The sequence below is a fragment of the Paraburkholderia lacunae genome, assembly GCF_003353175.1.
Classification (GTDB): Bacteria; Pseudomonadota; Gammaproteobacteria; order Burkholderiales; family Burkholderiaceae; genus Paraburkholderia; species Paraburkholderia lacunae.
Genome location: NZ_QHKS01000023.1, coordinates 59537 through 71457, shown reverse-complemented (window position 1 = coordinate 71457; position 11921 = coordinate 59537). Strand labels below are relative to the sequence as shown.

Below are 11921 nucleotides of genomic sequence, written 5' to 3'. Positions count from 1 at the left end.
CAACCGGTAACGCGCGACGTTACCCAAATAGAGATGGTCCAGATCGGACTGGATCGCGTCGACGAAAGAGGACAGGTCTCCCGCGGCCGCCAGGTGGCACAAATAGAGCTATTCGTGCCACTTTTTACGATTAAAGTGGCACGAATAAGATTTTTCGCGACAAATTCTCAGAAAAAGTGGCGCGAATAGTATCTCAGCTAGTTAGCGTGTCCGACCGCCGGGAGGCGGCGAGCCACCCAGGCGCGGCACTCAGGCATTCCACCTCACCAGCGACCATTGCTGCCCATCATCGTCCCGGTGCAGCCACACGATTCCGGCCATTTCCAGCGACCAGTTCAGACAACGCTCCACCGGCACATCCAGCACCAGCGATGCAATCACGCGAATCACCCCCGCATGCGTGACGACATACGCCGGCGTCAACTCGCGCGTCTGCGCGAATGCCTCGAACCACGCGCGCACCCGCGCGACGAATTGCGCGACGCTCTCGCCGCCATGCGCTCGCGCATGTTCGAAGTTCGCCGCCCACTCGTCGAGCAATGCACGATCGATGGCGTCCCAGCGCTGCTGCTCCCAGGCGCCGAAGTTCATTTCCTTCAGACGGTCGTCGTGACTGAGCGCGCAGCCGAAATCGTTCGCCATTGCAGCGGCGAGGGACGCGCAGCGCGTCAGCGGACTCGACATCAAGACGCGCGGCGGCGGCACCTGCAAGGTCGCGAGTTTCAAGGCCAGCGCGCTCGCGGACATCTCCACATCCTCGGCAAGCGCCACATCGCTCTGGCCATAACACACGCCTCTATCGAGCGCGACGGCGGGATGACGGATCAGGACGATATCCATGCAAGCCCCACGAGGTAGATGCTCAATTCAAAGATCTGTTGCGCAAAACCCAGGCAGTCGCCGGTGTACCCGCCGATGCGTCTGACGAAATAACGGCCCATGGCAAAATGCAGCGCCGCCAATACCGCGAGTGTGACGCAGGCGAATCGCCAGTCGGGCCCGTCGCGCCAGCTCGGCCAGAGCAGCCACGGCAAGCCGGACACCGCCGCGCAAATCGACGCGGAACCGCTCAAGCGTTGCGCGACCGGCCTGGCTTTGCCTTCGGCACGCACATAGTCGAGGGTGGCGAGATAGCCGATCGCGCTGGCGCGGCTGGCCGCATGCGCCGCAATCATCAGACTTGCCGCGCGCATCGGCGGCATGGCGGCGAGCGCTTGCCACTTCAATGCCAGCGCGATCACGAGTGCGATAGCGCCGAATGCACCGATGCGTGAATCACGCATGATGCGAAGCACGTCGTCGCGCGTATAGGCGCCACCGAACGCATCGACGCAATCGGCCAGACCGTCTTCGTGAAACGCGCCGGTGACGACGAGCGACGCCGCCATCGAGAGCAGCACCGCCACGCCCGCCGGAAACACGCGCAACGACGCGAGATAGACCAGCGCGCTCAAGCCGCCGACCAGCACGCCCACGAGCGGAAAATAGCGCGCCGCCGCGTTCAGGTAGTGCGGCTCGTAGCCGACCCAGCGCGGCACCGGCACCCGCGTGAAATAGCCGAGGGCCGTGAAGAAGTAGCGCAGTTCCGCGAGCGGATTCATGGACGGGCCGAGCCTGCGATCCGGCGAGGCGGCTTATTGCGAAGCGAGCTCTCGCAAGGCCGCTTATTGCAGGATCGCTTAAGCATCGCGATTGGCGACGCCTGCCGATTCGAAGCTCGCCATCTCGTTGACGAACGCAACGGCGGCGCGCAGCAACGGCACCGCGAGAGCAGCGCCCGTACCTTCGCCGAGACGCATGTCGAGCGACAACAACGGCAGCGCGCCGAAATGGTCGAGCATGCGCCCATGCCCCGCTTCGTTCGACGCGTGCGCGAACACGCAATACTCGCGCACGTTGGGCGCGAACGCATCGGCGACCAGCAACGCCGAAGTGGCGATGAAACCGTCGACGAGGATCGTCATACGCGCTTCGGCGGCAGCGAGATACGCGCCCGCCATCATCGCGATTTCGAAGCCGCCGAACGTGGCGAGCACGTCGAGCGGATCCACGCAGACAGCGTGACGCGCGAGCGCCGAGGCGAGCACGTTGCGCTTTTTCGCAAGGCCCGCATCGTCGAGACCGGTGCCGCGGCCGACGCATTCATCGATCCGCACACCGCACAGGCGGCTCATCAAGCACGCAGCCGACGACGTATTCGCAATCCCCATCTCGCCGAAGCCGATCACGTTGCTGCCGAGCGCCGCATGATGGCGCACGCGAGCAGCGCCCGCTTGCATCGCGGCGAGCGCCTCGCCATGCGTCATCGCGGGTTCGTGCGCGAAGTTGCGGGTGCCGGGCGCGACCGGAATGTCGATCAGGCCTTCGCTGGACGGCAACGGCGTCGCAACCCCCGCATTGACCACCTCGAGCTCGACGCCGGCAACGCGGCTCAATGCATTGATCGCCGCGCCTCCCGCGAGGAAGTTGGCGACCATCTGCGCGGTCACGGCTTGCGGATAAGGACTCACGCCTTCGTCCGCAATACCGTGGTCGCCGGCGAACACGATCATCGCCGGACGTTCGACCGTAGGACGCGTGGTGCGCTGGATCAGGCCCATTTGTCGCGCCAGCGTCTCGAGCCGACCGAGGCTGCCGGGCGGCTTGGTCTTGGTATCGATGATGTGTTGCAGTTCGGCGCGCAACGTTTGATCGAGCGGTTCGACCTTGGGCAATGGCAGCAAACCTGGCAAAGAAGTCATAGGCGTTTTTCGGAAGAGAGATTGTTTTACGTGAAGCGCTCAGCTTGCCTGCGTGTCATCACCGCCAGGCGATTCGTGACGCGGCCGCGGCGCGGGAATCAACGCCTCGTGCTCACCGTCGCGAAGCAGAATCAACGGGTACGCGAATGCACGACTCGTCAGCGCCGGCGTCAACACATCATGCACCGGCCCGGCATAAGCGCCGCCGGCGCCGTTGAGCAGCAGCGCATGCGTCGCGAAACGGCGCGCCAGATTCAGGTCGTGACACGAAAACACTACTGTACGCCCAGGCTCGCGTGTCCAGGCGGTCAACGCATCGAGGCACTCGATCTGATGATGCAGATCGAGATGCGACAGCGGTTCGTCGAGCAGCAACAATGGCGCTTGCTGACACAGCACCGCGGCCAGCGCAACACGTTGCCGTTCGCCGCCCGACAGCGACAGCACGTCGCGCGCCGCGAATTCGCCGAGGCCCAGCGCATCCAGCGCGTCATGCGCGGCGGCGCGGTCAGCGTCGCGTTCCCAGCCCCAGCCGGTCAGATGCGGAAAGCGGTTGAGCATCACGATATCGAGCACGCTCGCGCTGAACGCATCGTGCGCGCTCTGCGGCATCAACGCGCGACGCTGTGCGAGCGGCAGCGGTTGCCAGTCGGCCAGACGCGCGCCGTCGAGCTCGACGTGCCCCGCCGCCGGATGCGAGAGGCCGGCGAGCGTCGAGATCAGCGTCGTCTTGCCCGCACCATTCGGGCCGGCGATGCACCAGATCTCGCCTGCGTAGAACGTATGCGTGAACGCATCGAGCAGCGTTCGCGAGCCGGCGCGCAACGTCAGGCGTTGCGCGCTGAGCGCGGCATGGGCGGAGTGGTGTGCTTGCATCATCGGCGCCTGCGCAGCAGCATCCACAAAAACACCGGCACGCCGACGATCGACGTAATCACGCCGACCGGCAATTGCGCCGGCGCAATGGCCGTGCGCGCAATCAGGTCGGCACCCATCACCGCGACACCGCCACCGAGCGCGGCGGCCGGCAACAGCATGCGCTGATCGTTGCCGAAGGCAAGCCGCAACATATGCGGCACCACCAGGCCGACAAAGCCGATGGTGCCCGCTGTCGTCACCGCCGCGGCTGCCGCCAGCGACGCCACCAGATAGACACGCAAGCGCAGCGGCAGCACCGCGACGCCGAGCGCCTGCGCGGCCGCATCGCCTCGCAGCAGCACATTGAGCCGCGGCGCAGCGGGCACGATCGCGATCAGCACGACGACGAGCGCCGCGAGCGCGGCCCATGGCATGGCGCCGCCGTTGAGGTCGCCGGTCAGCCAGAACAGCATGCCGCGCAGACGATTGTCGGGTGCAAGGTTGAGCAGCAACGTGATGACGGCGCCCCAGCCGGCCGCGATCACCGCGCCGGTCAACAGCAAGCGCGGCGACGTGTCCTGCGGCTCGCCCCGCCACAACTCTCGGCGCGCAAGTCCGAGCACCAGCAGGATCGACACGAACGCGCCCGCGAACGCGCTGGCATCGACGATCCACCACGCGCAACCGGCGATCATCGCGACCAGCGCAAAAGCCGCCGCACCGCCCGACACACCCAGCACATAGGGCTCGGCCAACGGATTGCGCAGCAGCACCTGCAACAGCGCGCCGGCCAACGCGAGCAGCGCGCCGCACGCGAAGCCGGCCAGCGCGCGCGGCAGACGCAAGGTCCGCACGATTTCGCCCGCGAGGTCCGCCGATACCGCGTGCGAAGGCACGAGCGCCGCCAGCACGCGCGCGGGCGCGAGCGGCACGCTGCCGAGCGCGAGCGACGCCATCAGCACAATCAGCGCGAGCACGGCGAGCGCGAGCCAGATCGCGGCCGCACGCTTCGCGCTCATGTTGGGCATCGCCGTCGCGAGCCTCGGACCCGAGCCGCGGTTCATCCGCGCGATCTCACGCCGACGCGCCCGTCACTGCTGCTGCCAACCGACCGTGACATACGCACTGCGCCGCGGCGAGTTATACGAGTAGGCCGTTTCATAATCCTTGTTCAACAGGTTCTGGATTTGCGCGGCCACGTACCACGCTTTTGTGATGCTGTAGCGCGCGGACAGATTCACCACACCGTAACCGCCGAGCTTACCGCTGCTATCGTCGCGCGCGCCGCTGACGATCCACTCGCCGCCGACGCGCCACCCCGCAAGACTGCGATTCACCGCCAGCGACGCGAAACGCCGCGCACGCCGCACGAGGTCGACGTCGTTATCGAGGTCGACGGGATTTTGCAGCGTCACCGACGCACGCACATCCGTCCTGCCGACATGACCGCTCCACGCCCCTTCGAGCCCCTGCACCTTCGCATGACCGACGTTCTCCGCCAGATAGATGCCAGGCGTCACCTGCCGGTAGTCGATCAGATTCGAATAGCGCGTCTGGAACGCGCTCAGGCGCATCACACCCAAGGCATTCGACGCATACTGCAACGCTGCATCGATCGAATGACTGCGCTCCGGCTGGATCGACGGATTGCCGCTGATCGGATAGTACAGATCGTCGAAGCTCGGCGCGCGAAACCCATCCGAATAGCTTGCGCTCACCTTCCAATGCTCGGCAATGTCGAAACCGTAGCCGAGATAGTAACTGTTTGCTCCGCCGAAATCGGAATACTGATCGCGCCGTACGTTGGCCTGAATCTGATTGCGCCCAAAGCGCCCGCTATAGCCGACGAAGCCCGAATCCACATGCCGGTTGGGCGCCGCAAACGTATCCGAGTCGAGGCTCTGATCGAGATGCTCGTAGCCAACCTGTAGCTTCTGCTGCGCGGCGAGCGCGAAATCGTTCTGCCATGTGTACTGGCGATTGTCGGTATCGAAGCGGCCGTTGTAGATGCCGTTGGTGTTCGATACGCTCCGATCGTCGCCTTCGGAGACGATGAAGTGAGTGGTCCACCAGCCCGTCACTTCGCCGTTGGCGAATACCGACATCTGCCGCACCTTGGTGAAGAGGTTGTTCAGATCGGTCGGCACGCCGTACGCGTTATCGTAGCTATCGTTGCCGTTCGACTGGAAATAGGTGACGCCTGCGTCCCACTTGTCATTGAACTTGTGGCGCAGCGAAGCGGAAATGCTCTCGTTCAGATAGCCGTTCGCATTCGGATTTGCGTTGGGCGCCTCGCCCGGATTGAGCGATGAGAAGCCGTCGTCTTTCGAGCGCGCGAGCGAGATGCTGAAGGTGGTCTTGCCGTCTTCGTCCAACGCGCCGTTCACGCCGGCCTGTTGCGTCTGCGTGTGATAACTGCCGTAGCCCACCGAGAAATTAAAACGCGGCGGATGATCACCACCGTCTTTCGTGAACACCTGCACGACGCCGCCGATCGCGCCCGAGCCATATAACGCGGACACGTTGCCGTTCACCACTTCGACGTGGTCGACCTGATCGAGCGGAATCTGTGCAAGTTGCGGTGCGCCGAGGCTGACCGAATCGACCCGCACGCCGTCGATCAACACCAACGATTGCGTGGACGATGCGCCGCGCAGAAACAGACTCGCGGTCGAACCCGGGCCGCCCGTGCGCGAGATTTGTGCGCCAGGCGCGAGTTGCAGCAGACCGGGCAAATCGGTCGCGGTCGTGTCGGCGATGTCCTGCTGATCGAACAGCGTGGTCTGCGCGATCGTATCGGCGAGCGGCTGCGGCCCGCGCCCGGCGGTGACTACGACGGGCGACAACACAGTTGGCGATGAACTCGCTGCGCCGCTATCCGGCGCAGCAACTGAAGACGTGGCTGAAGACGTACCTGAAGAAGAAGACGAAGAAGACGCGGCCTGGGCGTGCGCGACGGACGGCAGACCCGCAAAGGCGAGCAGCGCCGCGCGGGCGATGGGGCACAGCATGGGACGATTCCTATGAATGGCGTGCGCGGCCCGCTTCCCCGCAGGCCGATGCGTAACGAGACGTCCGCGCTTGCAACCCATTGCGCGCAACGGATCTCTCCCTCTGGCCGGTATCCGGGCTGGCGACACATCGATCCCGCCTTCCCACGCGTGACGCGCAGTGGCACACTCGCACGTTCAGCTTCGAACACACGATCGGGATCGACCTGCATGACGACATGCGGTCGCTTACCGTTGCGGGGGCAGCGCAGGTTGGCGCGTTCAGCGAACGTCGCGCCCTGCTTCCCGTTTAACTGCGCGCACTAGTCGAAAAGCACGCGCGAGCACCAAAGTGCGGCCAGTTTAGGAGCGCCCTGGGGGTCCGTCAAGAATGGTCAATCCTTGCTCGATCCGTTCTGTTAAGTGCAGGTTATTGTCCGATGCAGCGGCCGTTTTTCGTCATAAGGTCGATAAAATCCCGCACAAAGCGAGGTTGTTACGTCTCGAAACGAGACAATTGTCGGAACCTGCGACATTCCGCGCTAAAATGCGATGTCTTTAGAGGACGCAGCACATGCTCACCGAACTCGAAACACTCTCACAAAATATCGGCAAGCTGATTGCGATCAGTCAGCGCCACAATGAAGCACGACTCGCGCTCGAAGAGCAGCTCGCCCAAACGCGCGCCGAAGCGGAGGCCACGCGTACCGAACTCGCGTTGCTGCGCGAGGAACGCGATGCGCTGCAAGCGGAACGCGACGCGCTGTCGGCAAAGATCGACGACGCACAGGTGCGCCTGAATGCGATTCTCGAAAAACTGCCGCGGGCACGCGCACAGGCAGAGCCTGACAATCAGCTCGATCTGCTCGAACCCGAGCAACACGAGGTCGAAGCGGACAGCGCCGCCACCCGCCACGGAGAAAATGCATGACCACGAAGCAGATCGAAGTCTCGATTCTCGGCGTGCCGTATCGTCTCGCCTGCTCGCCGGAAACCGAAGCGGCGCTGCTCGAAGCGGTGGCGCGCGTAGACGCCGAAATGTTGAAGATCCGCAATAGCAGCAACGTGCGCGGCACGGATCGCATTGCCGTCATGGCTGCGCTGTCGCTGGCATCGGAACTGCTTAAGCTGCAAACGAGCGTGAGACACGGAGAAGCATTTCCCGCTGAAGAAATCCGGCGTACAATGCATCAAATGAATGAGCAGCTGGGTACTGTGATTCAACAGTACAGCATGCAGTAAGTGTCTAGTGGCCGTTCCTGAGATCGGCTGCGGATTCAAGCGGAGTGCATGAGCAAAGACTCGCGCGAACGTTTGAGTTCAATCGTTTTAGCTTCATCGGTTTAGCTTCCCTGCCTGGTTCGCCAAGGTCATATATTCCTTGAACCAATGCCATGTGCACGGTTGTGGAAATTTGTAGCACGGGTGTGCGCGTCACTCTGTCTGATGTACCCGAAGTGCTGCTAACTGCGACCAATTCTGAACCCCCGGTTCAGGATGCCGGCCTAGCGGCTAAGGCGGGGACCTTATTTAGAACGGCATCGGACTTCGGTTCGATGCCGTTTTTCTTTGGGTTTCCGGTTTCTTTCGCAACTTCACCTGCTTAAGGTTCAATTCGATTCATGCGCTACTGGCTAATGAAGTCCGAACCGGACGAAGCAAGCATCGACCATCTCGCCAATGCACCGCAACGCACGTTGCCGTGGACCGGCGTGCGCAACTATCAGGCGCGCAATTTCATGCGCGACATGATGCAGGTCGGCGACGGCGTGCTGTTCTATCACTCGAGCTGCCCCGAACCGGGCATTGCGGGCCTCGCCGAGGTGTCGTCCACGGCTTATCCGGATCCGACGCAGTTCGACAGGAAGAGCCCCTACTACGACGCGAAGTCGTCGCCGGAAACGCCGCGCTGGTTGCTCGTCGACGTAGTGTTCAAGAAGAAAATCCCGCTGATTCCGCTTGCCGCGTTGCGCGAACATGAGGAGCTCGCGGACATGCGCGTGCTGGCGAGAGGCAACCGTTTGTCGATCACGCCGGTGACCGAAGCCGAATGGCGCTTCATCACGAAGCGGCTTGTTTGAAGCTGCATGTGTACGTGCGGCGCGTTGTCGCTGCCGCGAGCGCAAAGCAGAAGCAAACCCCAACCTTGAAGCAACGTCAAATTGGGGAACCAAGCCGAGGTTACAAGCGCCTAACGGACTCGCAAATGGACCTGCAAACGCCGTGCCATTGCAGCGCGTTTGCTCCAATCGCGCATAACCTGTCCAAGCAAGGAGTCCGAGAATGACAAAAAACACTGCACGTGCACTCGCACTCGCTGTTGTGTGCGTGGCCCCCGCGGCCCTCGCATTGACGCCGGCCATGGCGCGCGCGCAAGGCGTGACTCAGTATCAGCCCTCGGGCGTGCTGTCGCTGAATGCCCAGGCCAGCGCGGAAGTGCCGCAAGACGTCGTCAATATCACGCTGTTTTATGAGCAGGAAGCGAGCGATCCGTCGGCACTCACGTCAACGCTGAATCAGCGCGCCGATTCGGCGCTGCAAAAAGCCAAGGGTGTGAATGGCGTGACGGCGCGCACGGGTTCGTTCTCGATCTATCCGTCCACCGATCGCGACGGCCGTATCTCCGCATGGCGCGGCCGTACGGAAGTCGTGCTCGAATCGCACGACTTCGCCGCCGCGTCGAAGCTCGCGGGTCAGGTGGCATCGATCATGCAGGTCGGCAATGTGCAATTCTCGCTGTCGCCTGAAGCGCAGCGCACCGCCGAACAGAAGCTCACCGGCGAAGCGATCAAGTCGTTCCGCGAGCAGGCTTCTTCGTCGGCACAGGCGTTCGGCTACAGCGGCTATTCGATCCGCGAGGTCAATGTCGGGCACAACGGCATCATGCCGCGTCCGATGATGATGATGAGCGCACGTGCCATGAGCGCCGACGCGAAGGCCTCGGCTCCAGTGCCGATCGAAGGCGGTACGTCCACCGTGACGGTCAATGTGTCGGGTTCGGTGCAGATGAAGTAACGCGCGCCGCACGGACTACTGCAAAAAAACGCCATGGCATGCCGTGGCGTTTTTCATTGGCTACGACAAACCGTAGCATTAATTGGCGCTGACGCCCGCGCCGCTTCAGGGGGCGCATGACGACATCACCACGCAAACGACGAACCGTAGCGATCAGTTCGCGCCGACCGTCTGAGCCGGTTCACGGCGTGCGCGGCGGTACGCCCACACCATCATCACGATGCCCGCGAGAATCATCGGCAGCGACAGCCACTGGCCCATCGAGAGTCCCATTGCCAGAAGCCCAAGGAAATCGTCCGGTTCGCGCGCGAATTCCACGGTGAAGCGCGCGAGGCCGTAGCCGATCAGGAACATCGCGGAAATCGCGCCCATCGGCTTCGGTTTGCGCGAGAAAAAGAACAGCACGAAGAACAGCGCGACGCCTTCGAGCGCGATCTCATACAACTCGGACGGATGGCGCGGCAGCATGTGATATTGCGCGAACACTTCGTTCAGATGCCATTGCGCGGCCAACTGCGGATGCGCGGCGAGCCATGCAGCGTCATCCGGCGCGGCGCCCGGAAACAGCATCGCCCACAGCGCCGACGGATCCGTCACGCGGCCCCACAGCTCGCCGTTGATGAAGTTGCCGAGGCGTCCCGCCGCAAGCCCGGTCGGCACCATCGGCGCGACGAAATCGGTGACTTGCAGCCACGAGCGCTTGCGCTGATACGCAAACAGCACCATCGCCAACGTGACGCCGAGGAAGCCGCCGTGAAACGACATGCCGCCTTCCCACACCTTGAAGATGTCGAGCGGATGCGCGAAATAAAAACTCGCCTTGTAGAACAGCACGTAGCCGAGCCGTCCGCCGAGAATGGTGCCGATCACACCATAGAACAGCATGTCGTCGATATCTCTGGCGGTCCAGCCTTGCGCGGCGACGTACGGCAAACGCAGCCGCAAGCGGCCGACGACGATCGCCGCGATGAACGCGACGAGGTACATCAGTCCGTACCAGCGCACTGCGAGCGGCCCCAGATGAATGGCAACGGGGTCGAAATTCGGGTGAATGAGCATCGTGTTGTTATGGGCAGTTCAGGTTCAGAAGCGGAATTTCCAATAGCGGGCGGCGGGCGCATCGTGCAGCGCAAGCATTGGACGGTCAGGCGTGAAATGCGTTCGCGGCAGATCTACGTACGCGGTGCGCCATCTGGCTCGACGGTGGCCGCATGCGCACGCACGATCTCGATGAAGCCCGCCAGCACCGGGCTCACCTCCGCAGTGCGCCAGACGAGGCCGGTCTCGATCGCCGGGACCGATTCGCTGAGCGGCCGGTACACGACGCCGGTGCGGCGCAGATTACGCAACGATTGCGGCACCAGTGCGACACCCATGCCGGCCGACACGAGGCTCACGATCGTCTGCATCTGGATCGCTTCCTGGCCGACCCGGGGCGCAAGGCCCGCCACGCCGTAGCAATCCATAATGATGTCATAAAAGCCTGGCGCCAGACGTCTCGGGAAGATCACAAGCGGCGCGTCGGCGACGTCGCGCAGGCTGATCGGCCTGTCCAGCCATTCTGCTTGCGGGTCTGCGGCAGACCTCGCGTCAGATCTGGTGTCAGACCCGGCGTCAGACCCGGCCATGCTGCCCAAACGCGCCGCCATCTCCGACGACATCGCGATCACCAGCGGCTCGCGCGCGATCGGCAGCCATGAAAGCTCGGTGGCATGCCGCGACGGCAGCGGCGCGATCACGAGGCCCGCATCGATGCGCCCGGCCACCAGTTCGTCGACCTGCACGTCACTGGTCGCCTCGGTCAGCTCGAGCCGCACGCGCGGATGACGCGCGCCGAAATCGCGCAGCAACAGCGGCAGCAGGCCGTAATCCGCGGTGGAGACGAACGCCAGCGACAAGACGCCCGCCTCGCCGCGCGCGAGACTCTGCGCCAGCGGCCGCAGCCCCTCCGCGCTCGCCAGCAGGCGCTGCACTTCAGGCAGCAGATCGGCGCCCACCGGCGTCAGCTCGACCGAGCGCTTGGTCCGCGCGAACAGCTCGACGCCGAGCGTCTCCTCGAGCGCCCGGATGGCCTGCGAGAGCGGCGGCTGCGTCATGGAAAGGCGCGCGGCCGCCCGCCCGAAGTGTTTTTCTTCGGCGACGGTGACGAAATAGCGCAATTGGCGCAGATCGGGGATAGCAGGCAGCATGATTAATACATTTTACGACCTAATCGAGCTTGAATAATATATTGGACACGCGCTTCGCAAAACTGCATCCTTGCGCCACGCGTCAGAACTACACTGGACTGATGCAGCCGCCAGCCCGCGCCGGCAAG

At 63.5% G+C, this 11921-nt stretch carries 12 protein-coding genes, 1 other RNA gene and 1 riboswitch; of the genes, 5 read left to right on the top strand and 8 right to left on the bottom strand.

Annotated features, from left to right (window positions below; translation table 11 throughout):
* Positions 1-249 precede the first annotated feature (249 nt).
* From cobC to DLM46_RS28630, 6 genes are all read right to left on the bottom strand, one after another.
* Positions 250-840: an alpha-ribazole phosphatase gene (gene cobC / locus DLM46_RS28655; RefSeq protein WP_115106049.1), complete on the bottom strand. Its 591-nt coding sequence runs from the start codon at positions 838-840 to the stop codon at positions 250-252.
* Positions 825-1601: an adenosylcobinamide-GDP ribazoletransferase gene (locus tag DLM46_RS28650; RefSeq protein ID WP_115106047.1), complete on the bottom strand. Its 777-nt coding sequence runs from the start codon at positions 1599-1601 to the stop codon at positions 825-827. The genes cobC and DLM46_RS28650 overlap by 16 nt, the downstream gene beginning before the upstream one ends.
* Positions 1602-1679: 78 nt before the next feature.
* Complete coding sequence (gene cobT, locus DLM46_RS28645) at positions 1680-2741, bottom strand: nicotinate-nucleotide--dimethylbenzimidazole phosphoribosyltransferase (protein WP_115106044.1); 1062 nt, start codon at positions 2739-2741, stop codon at positions 1680-1682.
* Between the two features lie 39 nt (positions 2742-2780).
* Positions 2781-3620, bottom strand: coding sequence for an ABC transporter ATP-binding protein (locus DLM46_RS28640; RefSeq protein ID WP_115106198.1), 840 nt, complete (start codon positions 3618-3620; stop codon positions 2781-2783).
* Positions 3617-4663: a FecCD family ABC transporter permease gene (locus DLM46_RS28635; RefSeq protein WP_115106042.1), complete on the bottom strand. Its 1047-nt coding sequence runs from the start codon at positions 4661-4663 to the stop codon at positions 3617-3619. The genes DLM46_RS28640 and DLM46_RS28635 overlap by 4 nt, the downstream gene beginning before the upstream one ends.
* Before the next feature lie 27 nt (positions 4664-4690).
* Complete coding sequence (locus DLM46_RS28630) at positions 4691-6610, bottom strand: TonB-dependent receptor domain-containing protein (RefSeq protein WP_115106040.1); 1920 nt, start codon at positions 6608-6610, stop codon at positions 4691-4693.
* 88 nt (positions 6611-6698) lie between these two features.
* Positions 6699-6956: riboswitch (cobalamin riboswitch) on the bottom strand.
* 207 nt (positions 6957-7163) lie between these two features.
* On the opposite strand from DLM46_RS28630, the gene DLM46_RS28625 reads away from it, so the two are divergent.
* The 5 genes from DLM46_RS28625 (at position 7164) to DLM46_RS28605 (ending at position 9604) form a co-directional block, all read left to right on the top strand.
* Positions 7164-7520, top strand: coding sequence for an ATPase (locus tag DLM46_RS28625; protein ID WP_115106038.1), 357 nt, complete (start codon positions 7164-7166; stop codon positions 7518-7520).
* Complete coding sequence (locus DLM46_RS28620) at positions 7517-7831, top strand: cell division protein ZapA (RefSeq protein WP_115106036.1); 315 nt, start codon at positions 7517-7519, stop codon at positions 7829-7831. The genes DLM46_RS28625 and DLM46_RS28620 overlap by 4 nt, the downstream gene beginning before the upstream one ends.
* A gap of 104 nt (positions 7832-7935) precedes the next feature.
* A non-coding RNA gene (ssrS, locus tag DLM46_RS28615) (6S RNA) lies at positions 7936-8117 on the top strand.
* Between the two features lie 94 nt (positions 8118-8211).
* Positions 8212-8670 carry an EVE domain-containing protein gene (locus DLM46_RS28610; RefSeq protein ID WP_115106033.1) on the top strand — a complete coding sequence of 153 codons (459 nt, stop codon included), beginning with the start codon at positions 8212-8214 and terminating at the stop codon, positions 8668-8670.
* A 202-nt stretch (positions 8671-8872) separates the two neighbouring features.
* Positions 8873-9604 carry an SIMPL domain-containing protein gene (locus tag DLM46_RS28605; RefSeq protein WP_115106031.1) on the top strand — a complete coding sequence of 244 codons (732 nt, stop codon included), beginning with the start codon at positions 8873-8875 and terminating at the stop codon, positions 9602-9604.
* A gap of 153 nt (positions 9605-9757) precedes the next feature.
* Here the strand turns inward: DLM46_RS28605 and lgt are convergent, their stop codons facing one another.
* Both lgt and DLM46_RS28595 read right to left on the bottom strand, forming a co-directional pair.
* Positions 9758-10663, bottom strand: coding sequence for a prolipoprotein diacylglyceryl transferase (lgt, locus tag DLM46_RS28600; protein ID WP_115106029.1), 906 nt, complete (start codon positions 10661-10663; stop codon positions 9758-9760).
* A 113-nt stretch (positions 10664-10776) separates the two neighbouring features.
* On the bottom strand, positions 10777-11793 hold the full coding sequence (locus DLM46_RS28595; protein WP_115106027.1) for a LysR family transcriptional regulator: 1017 nt from the start codon (positions 11791-11793) through the stop codon (positions 10777-10779).
* Positions 11794-11921 lie beyond the last annotated feature (128 nt).

What these genes read in the sequence shown, in the direction of transcription:
- cobC (WP_115106049.1), bottom strand. Translation starts at nt 840, where the DNA reads ATGGATATCGTCCTGATCCGTCATCCCGCCGTCGCGCTCGATAGAGGC.
- DLM46_RS28650 (WP_115106047.1), bottom strand. Translation starts at nt 1,601, where the DNA reads ATGAATCCGCTCGCGGAACTGCGCTACTTCTTCACGGCCCTCGGCTAT.
- cobT (WP_115106044.1), bottom strand. Translation starts at nt 2,741, where the DNA reads ATGACTTCTTTGCCAGGTTTGCTGCCATTGCCCAAGGTCGAACCGCTC.
- DLM46_RS28640 (WP_115106198.1), bottom strand. Translation starts at nt 3,620, where the DNA reads ATGATGCAAGCACACCACTCCGCCCATGCCGCGCTCAGCGCGCAACGC.
- DLM46_RS28635 (WP_115106042.1), bottom strand. Translation starts at nt 4,663, where the DNA reads ATGAACCGCGGCTCGGGTCCGAGGCTCGCGACGGCGATGCCCAACATG.
- DLM46_RS28630 (WP_115106040.1), bottom strand. Translation starts at nt 6,610, where the DNA reads ATGCTGTGCCCCATCGCCCGCGCGGCGCTGCTCGCCTTTGCGGGTCTG.
- DLM46_RS28625 (WP_115106038.1), top strand. Translation starts at nt 7,164, where the DNA reads ATGCTCACCGAACTCGAAACACTCTCACAAAATATCGGCAAGCTGATT.
- DLM46_RS28620 (WP_115106036.1), top strand. Translation starts at nt 7,517, where the DNA reads ATGACCACGAAGCAGATCGAAGTCTCGATTCTCGGCGTGCCGTATCGT.
- DLM46_RS28610 (WP_115106033.1), top strand. Translation starts at nt 8,212, where the DNA reads ATGCGCTACTGGCTAATGAAGTCCGAACCGGACGAAGCAAGCATCGAC.
- DLM46_RS28605 (WP_115106031.1), top strand. Translation starts at nt 8,873, where the DNA reads ATGACAAAAAACACTGCACGTGCACTCGCACTCGCTGTTGTGTGCGTG.
- lgt (WP_115106029.1), bottom strand. Translation starts at nt 10,663, where the DNA reads ATGCTCATTCACCCGAATTTCGACCCCGTTGCCATTCATCTGGGGCCG.
- DLM46_RS28595 (WP_115106027.1), bottom strand. Translation starts at nt 11,793, where the DNA reads ATGCTGCCTGCTATCCCCGATCTGCGCCAATTGCGCTATTTCGTCACC.